The following is a 19,430-nucleotide window of genomic DNA, read 5'->3' as shown; positions in this document are numbered from 1 at the left end:
TATATGTCTCATGCTCAAACAAAATTACCCATGACTAATGGCCGCTTTTTTTCTGCAAGTGATTTTCAATCGCCCATTTCGTTTGCTGTTTTGGGTCGTGATGTTGCTAAAACTGTTTATAAACCGCAGTATCAAGCATATTATCAGTTAAATGATAATTATTATTCGGTTTTGGGTGTGACAGGTTTAAAATCGACTAAAAAGTTGAATCGACACATTTTTATTTCTACCTCACCCCAACAATCTAATAAAACGCAATTGCGTCATTATCAAGTGGTGGTTGATGGTCCCATTTTGCGTCATAGTCAGCAGTTAAAAACAATGCAAAAATTAATTCGGGCTCGGACTCCTTATCGTTCCGCCAATCAGATTAATAATGTGACGCAAGGTTGGTGGACTCGCTGGGGCGGAACGTTTTTAATTTTAGGTGCAATTGCCATTTTAGTGGTGATTTTGAGTTCGTTTGTACAAATTCCAACTTTACGTTTGTTGCATAATTTGAATGTTCAAGGTGATTTTTTGTTTGATTTTCAATTTGGCAAATGGCTACAATTTATCGTAACGGAAGCGGTAGTTTTTGGAATAGCCTTAGTTTTGATTTCTGTTAAAATTCAAATAATTAGTTGGAAATATTTATTTATTTACTTTTTACTATTGTATATCGTCGTTATTTTATTATCTGCTTTGAGTACACTATTACGACATAAAAATGAGGCCACAGATGAATACTGATTTACCAAAAGAGTTTCAAGAAAAATATCAACAATTACTAGGTACGCAAGCACCGGCTTTTTTTAAGAGTTTTTTTGAATCATCTACGCATGGTTTTAGATTAAATCCAGAGAAAGTACAGTCTAATTTAGTTAATGAACCGCTGAATCAACCCATTTTGAGTGTGTTAAATGGTTATTATGGACAAATTAGTGGGGCCGACATTGATCATTCGGCAGGATGGCTTTATTCGCAGGATCCGAGTGCAATGAATGTTGCGCAGTTTGCTGATCCCCATGCGCATGAACGAGTGCTTGATTTATGTGCTGCTCCTGGTGGGAAAAGTACGCAGCTTGCGGCTTTAATGGCAGGTTCTGGTATTTTAGTTGCTAATGAGATTGATGCAAAACGAGCGCGGGTCTTGTCATCTAATATTGAGCGCTGGGGTAGTACGAATGTTGTTGTCACGAATAATACGCCTGAACAACTGAATAAAGTCTTTCCTGAATTTTTTGATTGTATTGTGGTTGACGCACCCTGTTCAGGAGAAGGCTTGTTTCGCAAGGATCCTGAAGCTAAGGCTTATTGGTCACCGCAATACGTAGTAGAATGTGCCAATCGGCAACGGACTATTTTGACAATGGCTGTGTCCATGTTACGGCCAGGCGGACGTTTGATTTATTCAACATGTACTTTTTCCCCTGAAGAAAATGAGCAAAATATGGATTGGCTGACGCAAAATTACGAATTAGAAATTATTGATTTAAAGCATTACGCGGGGATGGATCATGGACAACCAGCTTGGGGCAATAATAACCAAGATTTAAGTAAAGCAGTTCGGTTGTTTCCACATCATTATGCAGGTGAAGGACATTTTATTTGTGCGTTACAAAAAAGGCAAACTGCTGTGGTCAAAAATGATCGGGACAAAAATCAAGTTCCATCTAAAGTGAAAAGGCGAAATAGTGTACGCCAACAACATGCTGAGTTCCAACTTTGGGAGCAATTTCAGCAACAGACTTTGCGTAAATTTGTGCCCAGCCAATTACAAATATATAACGATGTTTTATACGATGTTGCCTTAGTATCAAAGGATCTGACTTCTTTACATGTGTTGCGTAATGGTTTGAAACTAGGAATTTTTAAAAAACGGCGTTTTGAACCAGATCACGCATTGGTCATGGCTTTAGCATCGGAGCAGTTTCAAAAAGTGATTGATTTAGATGCAGAGCAGTTTCACCATTTTGTGCATGGGGAAGCATTGATTTTAAATAAATCACAAGATTATCAGGGATGGGTTGCGGTTAGTTTTGAACAGAAAATTTTTGCTTGGGGCAAATTAGTACAGCAACAATTGAAAAATTTTTATCCAAAAGGTTTGCGACAATAAAAAAGCAGGAATTTATTTTCCCGCTTTTTTCGTACAATATTTTTGTTGATAGAAAGACCATAAATCACCTTTGAAACGATAATTAATTTGGGATAATTGCTGTAAATTATGACAACCTAATAGGGTCATTAAGTCTGTAAATTGCTGAAGCCATTTTTGACCGTTGATAATAGTCTGTTGTAAGCCTTGATGTTTAAGGGAATGTAGAACTGGAGCAGCGATTCCGACGGCCTTAGCACCCAAGATTAAGCATTTAATTGCGTCTAATGGAGTTCGGATACCGCCGGAAGCCAAAATAGTGATTGGTAAATTTTGGGGTTCAATATCAATTAGTGATTCTAGAGTGGTTAATCCCCAATCATTGAGAAAGCTGTAATCTAAAGAATGATTGCGCTCATTTTCGATTTGAACAAAATTAGTACCGCCGCGACCACTAATGTCGATGATAGTCGCACCGAGATCTTGTAAATGTTGGACTGTTTGACTAGTCATGCCGCAACCGACTTCTTTGATAATGACAGGGACATTAACATTTTGAATGATGGTTTGAAGATTTTGACTCCAGTTAAAATCTACTTCACCTTCGGACATGACAATTTCTTGAGCTGCATTTAGATGGACTTGTAAAAAATCAGCCTGAATCAAATCGACAGCTTGTTGGGCTTTTGCCCAGGGAGTTTGTGCAGAAACATTGGCGAAAAGGAGGCCATGGGGATTATTTTGGCGAACAATTTGATAAGAATTCTTAATAATCATTTCTTGAGGATAGCGTAAGTAATTGCTCATCGAGCCTACTGCTAAAGGAATGTTTAGAGCTTTAGCCACCTTGGACAATTGCGAATTCACTTCGGTGACTTGGGGAGCACCACCAGTCATGGCGTTAATATAAATAGGAGCTGACATGATGGGGAGCTGATCTTGCCATTGAAATTGAATATTAATTTGGCTGGTGGATGTATCTGGAATACTCTTAGCCAAAATTTGTAACTGATTAAATTCACTATTAGATTCTTGGTAGAATTTTTCCGATAAAAAAATATGCTCATTTTTACGTTGCCAATCTAACGGTTGTTTAGGCATATATAATTACCTCGTTGTTATTAATTGGTGGATTCATAGACATTAAAGTTTAACGGTTGAATATTGTTTTTCTGCCATTCTTGTAGCAATTGCTGTTGCTTTTGCGACTTATTTTCAATTAAAGCGATCCCACAATCGCCACCACCAGCACCGGAACTTTTAGCAGCAGCACCAAAATGTTGAGCAATTTCACACAATTTTGTTAAACGCTGGGTTTCAATAGAAACACCACTGAATTTTGCCAGCTGGTGTAGTAAATGTCGATTGATGTTGATTTGCTGCAAAATGAGGGCAACTTGCTTTTGCTTAAAACCTTGGATCATTTTCTGTAAGCAATTGCGAGAAGCCTGTAAAAAAGTTTGATAACTAGCTTTTTGTTGAGTACGTTTGGCAGCAATCTTATCGACTAAAACTGGTGTTGAGGCGGGACTGCCACTCCAACCAATCAGTAAACTCAATTCAGGAGGACAAGTTAGAGATTCGATTTTTAACTTAGGCCAAGTTTGTTGAATCACGTTTGTTAAAGAAGTGGTGTTTAATTGCTGAGTGAGCCACTGACGATCTGGCGATTGATATGCAATCCAACCACCGTAAACACTGGCAGCAATATCACCAAAAGAGCCATTATTTTGCACCATAAAATGTGAAATAGCGGCTAATTTAAAAATTTCTTCTTTCTTTAAATCTAATTCATAAAAACGTGCTAAAGCAGTCACCGTTGCGACAGTAACAGCTGCTGAGGAACCCAAACCGTATTTTCGACCATCGGTCGCATCTAATTGACTGTTGACGTTGACGTCAAAAAGTTCGAGCTGTCTGTTTTTTTCTAAAGCATAGATTTCGGTGTACTTAATAGATGATAAAATGTACTCAAACGGATTATCACGATTGTCAATAATCAGTTGATTGCCCTTGCGCTGCCAAATGACAGGCATTTGTTCATATTGTTTAGAATTGATGGTGCCATGATCATGTGCACGGTTAATGGAGACCGTCACAAATTGATCTAAAGAGACGACAATGGCTGGATAGCCAGGCTCTACTACGGCATATTCACCCGCAATATATAATTTGCCTGGTGCTTTCACAGTTATCAATTAATCAAAACCTTTCACTGTTGTTGAGATAAAATACCAAAAAAATATTATAGCACAGTTTTTTTTATTCCCGGTCCGGGTTTTAAAAATGTGGTTGTAGCTTGCGGATAATTTTGGTAGAGATATTGCTGAACAAATGCTGCGTCGGAAGTAGATGTCAATACTTTCACGTTGGGTCCGGCATCAATTGTGGCATAAGCTAGATATCCTTTTTGACGGAGCTCATTTAAAGAAGTTAATAAATGAATAGTATCCATTGTAAAGTAAGAAAAAGCGGGTCTTGCAGTCCAGTTCAAGGCGTGCATTGCTAAAGCATTGTTTTGAGCAATTAAACCGATTTGTTCTAAATCACGTTGTTTAATCGCCTGCAGCATTGCGGTTAAATCCTGCTGCACCGTAGTGGGCCAAGTACGATAAAACGGTGAAGTACTGACGGCTTGTTGCATGCCTTTGGTAGATGAAATTTTTTTAGGTTGATCGGAAAAGACCACACTGATAATTCTAAGAGGCATTTGGTCCGCGCCATCAATCTCTTCTGCAAACGAGCTTTGATCATCATGACCATGATACCAACGGACAAAACCGCCAAAAATTGAACGTGTGGCAGAACCAGAACCGTGGCGGGCTAAAATGGATAAGGTTTTGAGATCAAGATGCATTTGAAATAAGTAATTTAAAGAACCTGCTAGAGCTGCAAAGCCTGATGCAGATGAAGCTAGTCCAGCCGCGGTGGGAACATGGTTGTCAGTTTGGACTAAGATAGCCTGCTTAGAGTGATTCAGCTGCCGAACGTAATCCAAAAAATGTTGGACCCGGGTGGCGAAGGCGAGTGGAGCGGGTTTTTGGTTCAGCCAAATTTGATCATCAGCTTGATCAATAAATTTGGTGGAAGTTGTCGTATAGTAGCCATCTAATGTTAATGATAAACTGTCATTATAAGGCAGTCGTAGCTGGGAATCTTTTTTCCCCCAGTATTTGATGAGAGCAATATTGGTATGGGCTGTTGTTTGCGTATTATTCATAATAGTTCCTAACTTTGTTGAAGTGGTTGAATCCAGGTTTGTTTAGCGCCGGAGGCTTTAACGGCTGTGGCAATTGTTTGAGCACTCGCTTGATCGCTTGTCAGGGCAATCAGACAGCCACCACGCCCTCCACCAGTGATTTTGGTGCCCAAAGAACCGTTTTGGTTGGCAATATCAATTAAACGTTCTAAGATGGGTAGACTGATTTTTAGATCATGAAGTAGTTGTTGAGCCGTGTGAAAAATCAGACCTAATTGAGTTAAATTTTGTTGTTGTAAGGCTGACTTGGTTTGCACGGTTAGTCGGCCTAACTGTGTAATTTTGGGGTTGACGATAGCGGGGTGTTGTTGCTTAAAAACTCGTAAATCATGTACTGCTTGACCAGTATTGCCTTTGATGCCTGAATCAATAATGATAAGATAGCCTTGCAGATTAGTTGTAAAAGCTTCGGTCAGTTGATCTTTGATGAAATAAATGGGTTGCTGGGAATTCACCGTGACTGCGTCGACACCACTGGGGGTGCCATGAATGATTTTTTCTGAAAAATTAGTATAGTACAACAGTTTTTCATTGTTTAAAGTAGTGTTGCTATACTTAAAAAGAGCCTTTGTAATGGCGGCACCAGTGGCTGCAGAAGAGCCCATACCGCGTTCAATAGGCAGATCACTAGTAATATTGATGCTGACATTAGTTGTAATGGGCAAATCTTTCAGCAGAAGTTGAACTAGGGCAACAATTCCTTGTAATTCTTGTGGAGCTTTCAATAAAGCACCTTGATAGTATTTAGAATTAATCGTGGTTTGTGTCTGCGTTTCTTGGACAGTTACATTGGTGACAATATCCAGTAACGGAATTGTAATTGCTGGTTGCCCATAAACGACGGCGTGCTCGCCAATTAAAATTATTTTTCCGTGGGCTTGACCACTAGTTATCATAAAATCACCTTTCTCATACGCTTTATTTTACACAATTTAACTTTAGTCCGCATCTTTTGATAGTTTGCGAAATATTTTAGGAGGTTCCAAATGTCTGTGAAATTCGTATTAGGTGCCGCTCAAAAGGATAAGCGCGCTATTTTATTAGCGGATTTGAACCAAAAGATGCAACAAAATCTCCAAGATACATTTATCTGGTTAACTCCCGATCATATTAAGTTTGACAGTGAAGTTCAAATTTTAACACATTTAAAACAAGATACACACACCACATTGGCAACTAACCGTTTGCAAGTATTTTCCTTTTCTCGATTGGCTTGGTACTACTTGCGTAATGATCCTATTTATCAAAGTCCTCAACTAACCGGTACCACGCAAGTCATGTTGCTAGCCAAAATTGTACGACAATTGGCGCCTAAGTTACATCTGTATGCGGGTGAAGCTAAGCGAATTGGTTTTATTGAAAATTTACAGCAGCAAGTTGATTTGTTATTAACGAATCACTTGACGCCGCAAAGATTAACTGAGTTTGCACAGCAGGTGAGAAATCAAGGCGACTTAGATTTAAAATTAGATGATTTAGCGTTAATTTATGAGCAATATTTGCAAAAAACGACAGCGCAATATAATGATGAATATCAACTATTGAATTTATTGAATAATTATTTAAAAACGGATGCCAATCAAATTAAAGTGCACTATTTTGTGAGTGATTTTACGCAATTTAGTCTACAAGAATTACAAATTATTATGACGCTCATGACTCAGGCGGCTGATGTTGAGTTGAGTTTAACTTTGGATCGTCCTTACAGTGAAGATCAGACGAATATTTTTTTTCAGCAACCAATTAAATTTTTTCAAAAATTGACGCAAACGGCGCGTCAGCGGCAAATACCGTTTACGACCCAAGTTGCTGAGCAAACTCGTGTCAATGTTGATTTGCAGTTGGTCGAAAATTTTTGGATGCAACAAAATAATCGATTGCAAACGTTAGATACACAAATGTTGCAGGATAATAGTTCCGTGCAAATTTGGCAGGCAGCGACAATGCAACAAGAAATTGTGGCGGTAACGACATATATTCGGCAATTGGTGGCCACGCAAGGTTATCGTTATAAAGATTTTTTGGTCTTAGCTCGTAATTTGGGAGATTATCAGCAATTTTTGGATCCGTATTTTCAAATGCAACAAATTAGTTATTTCTTGGATTTGCCCCATTCAATGCGTGATCATGCATTCAAGTCTTTGATTGATAGTCTGTTTGCTTTATTACAAAATAATTTGCAATATCATGATGTGATGACATTATTGCGGACAGAATTGGTGATTCCGAAAGGTTGGACTTTAGATCAGTATCGGCAAGCGGTTGATTTGACAGATAATTATTGTTTAGCACACGGGATCCGCGCACATGATTGGCGGCAAAAAACGGATTTTGTGAGTCCAGCACAGCATTCTTCATTGGAGAGTCAACAACAATTTGCGCAAATTAATGGGATCAAGCATCTAATTACTCAAATTGATCAAGCATTGCGAAAAATGACGCAAAAAGCGACTTCTGTTCGGGACGCTTGTGCGCAATTGTATCAACTATTAGATAAACTGCAGGTTTTTAAAACTTTGAAACAATGGGAAACAACTGCGATTGAAGCAGGCGATTTAGTCTTGAGCCAGCAACCGGAGCAAGTGGTCAATACTTTTACACAAATTTTAGATGAGTTTGTTGAATTATTCGGCACGGACGAATTTGTCTTGGAAGACTTTTTAGTAGTGTTAGATAACGGTTTTGATAAAGCGCAATATTTAACCATTCCAGCGGTCTTAGATGCTGTGCAAATTTCTAATTTGGCACTTGTCCAACCGACAGGACGGAAAATTACGCTGATCTTGGGTGCTGATGATCAGAATATGCCTCAGGTCAATCCAATTGGTGGGGTGCTGTCTGATGATGATTTGGTCCATTTACAGCCATTATTGCGAGATACAGAAACTTTGCCGCAAACGCAAGAACAATTAAATAGTAATGAACCTTATGTTCATGATTTGGCGTTTTTGAGTAGTAGCGAACGCTTGATTTTTACGTATGCACGCACCAAACAAGTAACAGCGATGCAACTATCACCTTATGTGCAATTACTCAAGCAACGTTTTCAATTGACAGAACAAATTATTGATTTTACTCAACCAACTGAAGAAGAACAGGTTCTGCAATTATTAGGCAGTCCGATTATGACAGCAGATCATTTATTAGCAGTGTACCGAAAGAGTAAGACTGATCAAACACCGGTGGCGCCTGCTTGGCAATATGTGAAAGACTTAATTTTTCAATCGTCAACGGCGGCGCAAATTTATTTGTCAAAAATCTGGCGGGGCTTATCTTATCAAAATATTGCGGTTTCGTTAGATTTAAAAATTAGTCAGGCGCTATATGGTTCACAGTTGTTGGCATCTATTTCGCAATTAGAAACTTTTTATCGCAATCCATATGAATATTTTTTGAAATATGGTTTGCATTTAAAACCGAGACCACAATTTAAAATCACTCCAGCAAACCAAGGAACCTTTTTTCATGAAGTATTGGATCTGACAGTCAAGCAATTGCAAAGTCAAAATCAATCGTGGGCTGATTTGTCCGCGAAGACTTTGCAGCAAGTTTCTCAGCAGATCGTTCAACAGGTTTTGCAACAACCCGCTTATCAGATTTTTACTCACGATGAGCAGTTCATTCAACAGCACATGATTGAAACGGTGCAGCGTTCATTAGAAGTTTTGCGCCAACAGACGCAGCAGGCGCAATTTTATCCTCTTAAAACGGAAGTGACTTTTGGTCAAGTGGGTGCTGAGCATAATCTTGAACCGTTAAAATTTGCTTTGGATGACCAAAAATCAGTTATTGTGCGGGGACGGATTGATCGGATTGATCAGTTGATGAGCGATCCACATTATTATATGGTTGTGGATTATAAATCAGGGCAACAAGATTTTAAATTTCAAGAGTTTGCCGCAGGTCTAAATTTGCAGATGTTGACTTATTTGGCTAGTTTGTTGAATGATTCTTCGTTGTTGGCACAAGATATGCTGCCCGTGGGTGGTTTTTATTTTCATATTCAAGATTCCACTGTCAATTTAGAAAGTTTAAAGGGTGATTTAACAAAAGCACCGGCAGCGTTATTTAAACAGTATCAATATAAAGGCTTGATCATTGATGATGGTCATAGCTCTGAAATTTTGGATCCAGCTGCAGAGCAACAGGCGTCCCAAGTTTTTCAAATTGCTAGAAATCGACGTCTGAATGCTAACAAGGTTGTGAACCAAGATGAATTTCAACAGTTACTAGCGTTTAATCAACAATTAATCGTTCAAGCTGCTAATGCTATTTTGAAAGGACAAAACCAGATTAGTCCGTTGCGATTGGATGAGAAGAAAACGACGTTACAGTATAGTGATTATTTACCTATTATGCAATTTGATGCGATGTTGCCGGAAAATAATTACCGGCTCATGCCAAAGTTAAATAGAAAGCAATTTTTTGAACAATTAAATTTGAAGGAGCAACCGCATGGCAAAATTTAAACCAACCGCCGCACAACAGCAAGCACTGACGGTGACAGGGAGTGATGTTTTAGTGTCTGCTTCCGCAGGTGCGGGAAAAACGACCATTTTAGTTGACCGAATTGTGCAACAATTGCAAGCAGGAGAACAAATTGACCACTTATTGATTGTGACCTTTACTGAAGCTGCTGCTAAAGAAATGAAACAACGTTTGGCACAAAAAATTCAACAAGCAGCGATGACAGCAACAGGGGAACAGCAACAGCATTTACGGGCACAACTGTCCAAGTTGCCAACGGCTTCCATCAGTACATTACATGCTTTTTGTTTACAAGTTATTCGCAAATTTTATTATTTGATTGATTTGGATCCTAATTTTCGATTGTTGAGTGATGATAATGAACGATTTTTGTTACAGGAACGGGCCTGGCAAAAAGTACGCAATACTTATTATCAAGCCGAAGATACGGATTTTTTAGCCGTAGAAAATAATTTTGCCACAGGTAACGACGATCAGGAAATGGAAAATTTGTTGTTTAAATTAACTAATGTGGCGTTGACAAATCAAAATCCTAAACAATGGTTAAGCAGTTTGGTTGATGATTATCAAGTGCAGGATGATTTGAGTCAGATGACGTTTTATCAAGAACAGTTTGTGCCAATGTTGGAGCAAGAGATGCATTATGTAACATTACAAGCAGCACAACTAGCACAACAAGTCACGACGTTTGAAGAGTTGGCTAATTATGCTGATAGTGTAGAGCAGTTTCAACAACAAATTCAAGCATTATTGGCGCATTTGAAGCATTATTCTTGGGACCAATTGCGCCAGCAAATTAATCATTTAGTTAAAATTAAAGGTCGAGCTAAAGCCAAAACAGCGGCTGAGATTATGGAACCTTTCAAGCAATGTAAAAAGCGGATTACGCAAATTGTGGAAAATTGGCAATATAAATATTTTGTATTAGATAACGAACATTGGCGGCAGATTTTACAAAATAGTGGTCAGATGGTAGCTAAGTTAATTGAAGTGGAACAAGCTTTTTTGACCACTTTTCAAGCTAAAAAAAGGTTTCAGCATAGCTTAGATTTTAATGATTTAGAACATTATGCTTTAAAAATATTACAGGCTGACTATCGGGGCAAATTAGTGGCACGCGATTATTATCATGACTTGTTTGGTGAAATTTTAATTGATGAATATCAAGATACCAATCCGTTACAAGAAGCCATTATTCAACAATTTAAGCGGCTTGAGCCCGGTAATTTGTATATGGTTGGCGATGTCAAACAAGCCATTTATGGTTTTCGGCAAGCAGACCCAGCATTGTTCACGCACAAATACCGGGGATTTCAACAAGATAGTTCCGCGGGACAATTAGTGAATTTAACCGATAATTTTCGTTCACACACGAATGTTTTAGCGACGGTCAATGCTATTTTTGCTCATGTGATGGATGAGCGTTTAGGTGATGTTCAATATGATCAAGCAGCAAGCTTAAAAGCTGGTAGTCAATTTCCATCGGCTACTGACGCGCAGACCGAATTTTGGTTCGTGGATCAAACTGTATTACCTAAAATGCAGTTGACGAGTGAACAATTGGAAATTCAGGCTGTGATTCGGCGGATTAAAGAATTGCAAGCTGCAAATTTTCAGGTTTATGATCGCAAAACGGGACAGCTACGAACTTTGCGTTACGGAGATATTGCAATTTTGACGCGCGTTAAAAGTTTAAACAATGATTTAATTGAACAATTTGCTCAATCACAGTTGCCGATTGTGGTTCATGATTCGGCTAATTATTTTCAAGCTAGTGAAGTACAGACGATGCTGTCGATGTTAAAAATTATTGATAATCCGCGGCAAGATATTGCTTTAGTGGCGGTTTTGCGATCCGCCATCGTTGGTTTAGATGAGAATGAATTAGCTTATTTGCGTATCAATCAACGGAGCGGTGATTATTATCAGGCCTTATCGAATTATTTGGCTAACGATGAGTATAATCAAAAAAATCAATTTGCTCAGCGATTGACAACTAAGGTTCAACAATTTATGACTTTACTGACGCAATTACGGACATTGGCACCCAAAATAAGTTTGGCAGAATTAATTTGGCAAATTTATTTAAAAACGGGTTATTTGTCCTATGTGCAAGGCATGCCGAATGGTAAGCAACGAGTGGCTAATTTGCACGCGCTGTATCAACGGGCCACAGAATTTGAACAGCTGGAGTTTAAGGGATTGTTTCAATTTATTCATTTTATTGAACATATTGAGGAAAATGAACACGATTTGGCGCGACCGGTAGAATTTCAAGCTCAAGCTGATGAGATTCAAGCGATGACGATTCACGGCAGTAAGGGTTTGGAGTTTCCAATTGTGTTTGTATTGAATCTTGACCATAGTTTTAACGCGATAGATGTCAAAAAGCGTTATCTGTTGGATGCTAAACAGGGGTTGGGCATTCGTTATTTGGATCCTGAAACACGGATTTTTTATGAAACCTTGCCAATGGCAGCAATTAAAGCTGCACAAAAGAATAAGTTGTTGTCTGAGGAAATCAGATTATTATATGTAGCATTAACCAGAGCACAACAGAAATTAATTTTAGTGGGCTCAACAAAAGTTGCTTTGTCAAAAGCTTGGGACAGTTGGCAAATGGGATTGCCGAACGGTCATCAACAAGTCTTAGATTTGGGACTTCGTTCTAGTTTTAAATCTTTTCAAGATATTTTAGAACCAATCTTGGCATTGAATGGTATTTTACAGGATGAGAAAATTATACCTGCAGACAATTCTGACTTTGATTTTAGTGTGCACAGTTTTCGGCTTGAAAAAGGTTCTAAAAAGTCCCCGAATCAAAATTCTGAAGGACAACTGTCAGAAAATTCAATAACGACTTCACCACTTTTTAAGCAGGAAGCACAAAAAATTTTAAATTTCCAATATCCGCAGCAAGCAGCTACCCAAACGACGGCTTACCAATCTGTTTCGGAGATTAAACATTTATTCGCGAATCCTGACGATCAAAATTTACCTGTCATAGATTTAAAAGATACTGTCCCCAAAGGCCAAAGATATGTTTTGGATGATTTCAAGCGTCCACGATTTTTGAGTCAAGAAAAATCGCAAGTTAAACCAGCCGATGTGGGCAGTGCTACGCATTTATTGTTACAAAAAATCAATTTAGATCAAACACCGAAACAAACTGATTTTGTGTTGTTGGCTCAGCAATTGGTCCAACAACAAGTCTTTACTCAACAAGTGATGGAGCAAATCAATTTTGCTAGTTTGGCGCAATTTTATCAGTCAAATCTAGGTCAACAAATTATAGCTCATCAAGCAACTTTACAACGGGAATGGGCGTTTTCAATGGTTTTACCAGCGGATCAAGTCTTTACAGCGATGGCAGCTAATAATGATCAAATTTTGATTCACGGAATCATTGATGGATTATTTAGTGATGAGCATCAACAAATTACGTTGTTTGATTATAAAACGGATTACATTGATATGCATAAAAAAACAGGCCCACACTCTGTGACTAAGGCAATTGAACAATATTCCGGGCAATTGAATTTATATCAAAAGGCTGCGGAACAAATTATGCAACAGCCTGTGCAACAAAAATTTTTATGTTTGTTATCCGTTAATCAAATAATTAAGGTAAACTAAACGTATGAAGAATAAAAAGTATGTTGTTGTGGATTTGGAAACGACCGGGACAAAACGGCATGAGCATGACCGTATTATTCAGTTTGCGGGCGTGGTGATTGAGAATTTTCAAATTACCAATCAAGTCTCCTTTTTGATTAATCCTGAATGTTTAATTGATGACCGCATTCATCAATTAACTGGGATTACGAATGAGCAATTGCAGTCACAACCGGTGTTTGTCGATGTTGCACCACAAATCTGGCAGTTTTTGCAAGGTAAAGTTTTCGTGGCGCATAATGTCAATTTTGACTATCCATTTTTGCAAACAGAATTCACCAATGCTGGTTTTCCAGAATTAAATTTGGCAGCGATTGATACGGTAGAGTTAGCTCAAGTCTTATTGCCAACGGCGCCGAGTTTTAAGTTGGCAGAATTAACTAATTATTTACAGATTACTCACGATAAGCCGCATCAAGCCGACAGTGATGCTTGGGCGACCGCCAAATTATTTTTGCAATTACGAAAACGTTTGTTAGCTTTGCCAGTGCCCACGATGAAATGGTTAAATAAATTTGCAAAGAATTTTTTGCGCCAAACGGGTGAATTTATCCGTGATGTAACGCAAAACGCGATGATCCAAAAGTCTGCTTTATCTTCGAATTTAGTTCAAGTGCGCAGTTTAGTGTTGCAAAAACCCGTAGCAGTAGTGAGTACTGGTCTCAAATCGTCAACTTTTCCAGTTAATCGGAAACAAAAATTGAAACTTTTTGGAACTCAACTGCAGTGGCGGGCACAACAAACAAAAATGATGAATTTTGTGCATCGAAAGCTAACTCAGCAGGTGCCACTATCCTTAATTAATGCTCCTACCGGTTTAGGGAAAACATTGGGTTATTTGTTACCAATAACTTATCAGTTAGACCAAGGACAAAAATTGGTAGTTGCTACATCAACCAAATTGTTGCAACAGCAATTATTACAAGATGTTTCACGCGTAGAACAGTTGCGTCAGCAAAAATATAGTACGACGGTCATTTCTAGTCCGAATGATTATTTAGATTTAGCCAATTTTTATCGTTTATTGACTAGCGAAAAGCAGCACCGTTTGTTGCGATTAATGTTGTTGAAGATTCTAGTTTGGTTGACGCAAACCACTACCGGTAATTTGCAAGAGCTTAATTTAACGAATTATCAGACTTCCTTGTTTCGTCTCATTCGGAGTAATGGGCACCCTGCAACGGGGATTTTTGCGCCGTATGATTTTTGGTTGCGTTTGACCAAACAGGCTGAACACAGTGATTTAATTATCACTAATCATAGTTATTTATTGAATAATTTGCAGGAACAGCTGTTTCAAGCAAGTGCTGGTTTAATTATTGATGAAGCTAGCAATTTGTTGCAACAAACTTTGCAGCCGCAGGCACAATTTGAATTTCAGACGACTCGTAAAGCGTTAAAGCGGTTGAGTGATTTGTTGTATCAAAATCGGGTGTTGTTACGGAATACCTTTCATCAAAATTTGTGGCAATCTTGGCAGCATGCTGATTTAGCCAATTTTCAGTTGCTATTTGATCAGTTAGCGCGTGCTTTAACACGGTTAAGTGCGGATTTGGTCAGTCAATATGTTAAAACCAAAGTCCCCTTGCAAAAACGATCTGTGGTTATTCAGTTACCTTTGAAGCGTGATGAACTAGCGCAGCGAACTTTGCAATACTTAAAGAAGAGTTCTCAACAATTTCGGCTGTTATTAGAACAAGTCGGGCAATTGGTGCAGCTGTCTCAAGCGGTAGAAGGCAATATTAGTTTAGCGTTAGAGCAAGTTTTGCAACAAATTACTGATGAATATTTGATTTTGCAGCAACAGTTGCAGCAATTAAAAGCAATTTTAGAAAGTTTGTCCATTTGGCAAGAACCTGGCGGTTTAGTGCTAACGATGTTAAATTATCAGGATTGGGACAGTTTAAAGTTAGCGACGCAGATTTTTAATCAGGAAAATATTATTCAGAAGTTGCAGACACAGTTTCCAATAACGATTTTGATTGATGCGACTTTGAAATATCACAATAGTTTTCACAATTTTTTGCAACAGTTGGGACTTTCTCAATCGATAGCTCAAAAAAACAAGTTAAGTTTGCAACGTGATTTTAATTTGGAAGAGCGTCTAAAAGTTTATTTACCAACAGATGCCCCCTATCCTCAACAAACAACGGATTTAGCACAACATTTAACACAAAATATTTTGCCACTGCTCCAACAAAATTCGCAGCAGACTTTGATTTTATTTAATTCATTGACTTTGTTGCAAGCTGTGTATCAATTGTTAGGAGAACATGAGATTAGTCAGCAGCGAGAAATTCTGGCACAATCTGTTTCAGGATCCAATCAGCGTGTCAAAAAACGCTTTGCTCTCAACAACCAAGCCGTTTTGTTAGCTACCAGTAGTTTTGGTAGTGGCGTTAATTTGGCGCCGCAAAATTTGAAATTAGTTATTGTGACGCGCATTCCTTTTGAAGCACCAGACAATCCTTTTGTACAAGCTAAAACCAATTTTTGGCGTACTCAAGGTCAGAATTTTTTCAAGGTTGAGAGTCTTCCGACTGCGGCTCGACGCTTAAAGCAACAAGCTGGGCGTTTAATTCGAGATCCTGATGATTGTGGGGCATTAGTGTTGCTAGATCAGAGATTACAGACGTCTGCTTATGGGGCGCGTTTATATCAAGATTTAGATTTACCACCACTCACGACAGAGCTGGATACAGAGCAGGTTACTTCGGAAATAAAGATGTTTTTCCAGACAGATCTTTGATACACTGGTGATTAAACTAAGCGTGGTGAAAAATTTGAAGCGGCAATGGAAACGTCCCTTACTTTTGGGGATTTTAATCATTTTATTGGTTTTATCTGTAGGTAGTTTTTATGTGATGAATGCTTCACATAGTTCTGCACGTAGTCAAGCGATCCACGTTGCAAAAACTAAGGGTGGACTGCAGACTACGACTTTTTATTCAGAGTTTGACCGTCGACAGCAGTTTTACACAGTCGGTGGTCAGACGCGACAAGGTTATCGTTATGTCGTTATCAATGGTCAAAATGGAAAAATTCAATTGTTGAATAGTCCAGCAGGTTTAGTTCGTCAAGTTCGACAAACGGTTCAAAATCATCAAAATCCTAAACAAATTAATAAAGTTGCTTTGGGATATTATCAAAAACACCCGGTGTGGGAAGTTACCTATCGAAATCAGAATAATAGCCTAGGTTACTATCTGATTAATTTTCATAATACAAAAATCTTGCAAGTAATTAATAATTTATAGAATGTTTAACAGCTTGATGATTAGATTTTGGGTAACTAAACTAGATTGAATTTGCTATAATTTTGACAGATAATTAAAATAAAATTGAACAACAAAAATCAATTTTGGAGGCAGTATTGTGGAAACCATTAGGATTATTGATGCCAAGGATCATGTTGATCAAGAGGTGAAAATTGGTGTTTGGCTCACCGATAAACGTTCTTCGGGAAAGATTGCTTTTTTGCAATTACGTGATGGAACGGGTTTTTTCCAAGGTGTAGTTGTTAAAAGTGATGTAGCTGAGGAAGTATTTGAGTTAGCTAAGAAATTACGGCAGGAAACAAGTTTTTACGTGACGGGTGTGATTCATCAGGATGATCGTTCACATTTTGGTTATGAAATTGAGGTTTCTGCAATTGAAGTTTTAGGTGAAAGTGAAGATTTTCCGATTACGCCTAAGGAACATGGAATCGAATTTTTGTTGGATCACCGGCATTTATGGTTACGATCACGGCGTCCTTTTGCAATTATGAAAATTAGAAATGAGATTATTGACGCTAGTTATCGCTTCTTTAAGCAAGAAGGCTTTATCAAGATGGATCCGCCTATTTTGACAGGGACTGCTCCAGAAGGTACAACTGAATTGTTTGAAACTGATTATTTTGATAATCCCGCTTATTTATCGCAAAGTGGCCAGCTGTATATGGAAGCTGGCGCAATGGCGTTTGGTAAAGTTTTTTCTTTTGGTCCAACTTTTCGGGCTGAGAAATCAAAAACACGGCGTCATTTAACCGAATTTTGGATGATTGAACCTGAAATGGCCTTTATGCATCAAGAAGAAAGTTTACAAGTTCAGGAACGCTATGTCAGTTATCTGGTGCAAAGTGTGTTGGATAATTGTCAGTATGAATTAAAGCTGATTGATCGTGATCCCGAGATTTTAGAAAAATATACTCATCTACCTTATCCACGAATTTCATATGATGAGGCTATTGAATTGTGTCAGGAAGGCGGTTTTGACATCAAATGGGGAGACGATTTTGGTTCTCCTGAAGAAACTTATATTTCGGATCAATTTGAACAGCCAGTTTTTGTATTGGATTATCCTAAACAAATCAAGCCATTTTACATGAAGGAAGCTCAAGATCGTGATAATGTTTATGTTTGTGCTGATTTATTAGCGCCAGAAGGTTATGGCGAAATTATTGGTGGTTCTGAGCGGGCAGTGGATTATAACCAGATGAAAGCAGAAATGGAAAAAGAGGGGATGAATTTAGAGGATTATGATTGGTATTTAGATCTTCGTAGATATGGCTCTGTTCCACATTCTGGCTTTGGCATGGGCTTGGAACGGGCAATTACGTGGATTTGTCATTTGGATCATTTGCGTGAAGCAATTCCATTTCCCCGAATGATCAATCGCTTAAAGCCTTAAATTAAATTGGATTTTTTTAAGGAAAAAGGTTGACATTTGAAATAGTTAATTATATGATATCGTCAACAAGTTGATGAAATATTGATAAACAAAGTGATCAGGGGAAGTAGTTAAGCTTATTGTGTTCAGAAAGTCCCAGTCGATGTGAAGGGATCACGTTAGCTAATGAAAATGACCTGTGATTGGTGCACCGAGTCGTTTGATAAGGTGGCAATGGTTGGTACTCTTTATTGTACACACATATAGTTGTTTTGTATGTTGATGAGAGGATTGGCTTTTGGTCATCCTGAATTAGAATGGTACCGTGGTGTTGACCGCTTCTAATAAGTTTCTATAAGAAGTTTATTAGGGGCGGTTTTTTTGTTATTAATTTTTCAGAATATTTGAAATTTATGAGGTGAGATTGATGAAAAAGTTAACGAAAATTTTTAAGTACGTGTTAGTTATAAGCTCTGCTTTATTATTGTTTGTTTTGACTGGGTGTGGCCAACAGTCGCAAGAGAAAACAGTGAAAGTGGGTATTAATAATGCTGATGCACCAGCATGGAAGGTTGTTCAGAAGAAAGTCAAAAAGGAACATATCAATTTAAAAATTGTAGAATTTTCTGATTATAATCAGCCGAACACTGCTTTATTACAGCATGAATTGGATATCAATGCATTTCAACATCATTATTTTTTAGATAATTGGAATAAAGCTCATCATGCTGATTTAGTAGCTATCGGTGATACGATGATTCAACCAATGGCAATGTATTCCAATAAAGTCACGAAAGTTAGTGAATTACCGGATAAAGCGAAAATTTCGTTACCAAATGATAGCTCAAATGAAGCTCGGGCGTTGGAATTATTGGAATCAGTGGGCTTAATCAAATTACGGACGAAGAAAAATCAATTGCCTTCTACCAAAAATGTTGCGGATAATCCCCATCACTTACAGTTCAAAGTGTTAGACGCAGCCCAAACAGCTCATTCACTCAATGATGTTGATGCCGCGGTGATTAACGGTAATGTTGCTAGTGCTGCTAAATTGAGTTCAAAAAAGGTTGTTTATCGCGAAAAGGTTACGAAGAAGTCTCGTCCGTGGATTAATGTCATTGCTGCTAATAAAAAGGATAAGAATAATCCAACGTATAAGAAAATTGTCAAGGCTTATCAAAGTGATGATGTTCTAAAAGAAATTCATAAAATTTATGGACCTAATGGCGTTGCAGCTTGGAAAGTTAAGCTTTAAAGTTGTCTTAGAAAGGATAAAAC

Annotated in this window: 12 protein-coding genes; 8 read left to right on the top strand and 4 right to left on the bottom strand. The window is 38.1% G+C overall.

Annotated elements, in window-relative coordinates; all coding sequences use genetic code 11:
* The first annotated feature begins 3 nt into the window (after window positions 1-3).
* Both MOO45_RS04585 and MOO45_RS04580 read left to right on the top strand, forming a co-directional pair.
* Complete coding sequence (locus tag MOO45_RS04585; protein WP_249513776.1) at window positions 4-732, top strand: hypothetical protein; 729 nt, start codon at window positions 4-6, stop codon at window positions 730-732.
* Window positions 722-2,101: an RsmF rRNA methyltransferase first C-terminal domain-containing protein gene (locus MOO45_RS04580; RefSeq protein WP_249513775.1), complete on the top strand. Its 1,380-nt coding sequence runs from the start codon at window positions 722-724 to the stop codon at window positions 2,099-2,101. Before MOO45_RS04585 ends, MOO45_RS04580 begins: the two co-directional genes overlap by 11 nt.
* Before the next feature lie 12 nt (window positions 2,102-2,113).
* On the opposite strand, the gene fni is transcribed toward MOO45_RS04580, so the two are convergent.
* Genes fni through mvk form a run of 4 tightly spaced genes read right to left on the bottom strand, consistent with a single transcriptional unit; the run spans window position 2,114 to window position 6,235 of the window.
* The gene (gene fni, locus MOO45_RS04575) at window positions 2,114-3,181 is read right to left on the bottom strand and encodes a type 2 isopentenyl-diphosphate Delta-isomerase (protein WP_249513774.1); all 1,068 of its coding nucleotides are present in this window, start codon (window positions 3,179-3,181) and stop codon (window positions 2,114-2,116) included.
* Between the two features lie 20 nt (window positions 3,182-3,201).
* The gene (locus MOO45_RS04570; RefSeq protein WP_249513773.1) at window positions 3,202-4,278 is read right to left on the bottom strand and encodes a phosphomevalonate kinase; all 1,077 of its coding nucleotides are present in this window, start codon (window positions 4,276-4,278) and stop codon (window positions 3,202-3,204) included.
* 47 nt (window positions 4,279-4,325) lie between these two features.
* Window positions 4,326-5,300 carry a diphosphomevalonate decarboxylase gene (mvaD, locus tag MOO45_RS04565; RefSeq protein ID WP_249513772.1) on the bottom strand — a complete coding sequence of 325 codons (975 nt, stop codon included), beginning with the start codon at window positions 5,298-5,300 and terminating at the stop codon, window positions 4,326-4,328.
* A gap of 8 nt (window positions 5,301-5,308) precedes the next feature.
* Window positions 5,309-6,235 carry a mevalonate kinase gene (gene mvk / locus MOO45_RS04560; protein ID WP_249513771.1) on the bottom strand — a complete coding sequence of 309 codons (927 nt, stop codon included), beginning with the start codon at window positions 6,233-6,235 and terminating at the stop codon, window positions 5,309-5,311.
* Window positions 6,236-6,325: 90 nt separating this feature from the next.
* Between mvk and MOO45_RS04555 the strand changes: the two genes are divergently transcribed.
* The 6 genes from MOO45_RS04555 (at window position 6,326) to MOO45_RS04530 (ending at window position 19,407) form a co-directional block, all read left to right on the top strand.
* Window positions 6,326-9,808 (top strand): PD-(D/E)XK nuclease family protein, encoded by a 3,483-nt coding sequence (locus MOO45_RS04555; RefSeq protein WP_249513770.1) that lies wholly within the window; start codon window positions 6,326-6,328, stop codon window positions 9,806-9,808.
* Window positions 9,795-13,463, top strand: a complete 3,669-nt coding sequence (gene addA, locus MOO45_RS04550) for a helicase-exonuclease AddAB subunit AddA (RefSeq protein WP_249513769.1) — start codon at window positions 9,795-9,797, stop codon at window positions 13,461-13,463. Before MOO45_RS04555 ends, addA begins: the two co-directional genes overlap by 14 nt.
* Window positions 13,464-13,467: 4 nt before the next feature.
* Window positions 13,468-16,251, top strand: coding sequence for a helicase C-terminal domain-containing protein (locus MOO45_RS04545; RefSeq protein ID WP_249513768.1), 2,784 nt, complete (start codon window positions 13,468-13,470; stop codon window positions 16,249-16,251).
* Between the two features lie 22 nt (window positions 16,252-16,273).
* Entirely contained in the window at window positions 16,274-16,759 is a 486-nt protein-coding gene (locus MOO45_RS04540; protein ID WP_249513767.1) for a peptidase, read from the top strand.
* A 118-nt stretch (window positions 16,760-16,877) separates the two neighbouring features.
* Window positions 16,878-18,173 carry an asparagine--tRNA ligase gene (asnS, locus tag MOO45_RS04535; RefSeq protein WP_249513766.1) on the top strand — a complete coding sequence of 432 codons (1,296 nt, stop codon included), beginning with the start codon at window positions 16,878-16,880 and terminating at the stop codon, window positions 18,171-18,173.
* Between the two features lie 406 nt (window positions 18,174-18,579).
* A complete protein-coding gene (locus MOO45_RS04530) occupies window positions 18,580-19,407 on the top strand; it encodes a MetQ/NlpA family ABC transporter substrate-binding protein (RefSeq protein WP_249513765.1) in 828 nt (275 codons plus the stop codon).
* Window positions 19,408-19,430 lie beyond the last annotated feature (23 nt).

The sequence above is a fragment of the Bombilactobacillus folatiphilus genome, assembly GCF_023380265.1.
Classification (GTDB): Bacteria; Bacillota; Bacilli; order Lactobacillales; family Lactobacillaceae; genus Bombilactobacillus; species Bombilactobacillus folatiphilus.
The sequence above is the reverse complement of the archived record's forward strand: the minus strand, read 5'-3'. Positions and strand labels throughout refer to the sequence as shown.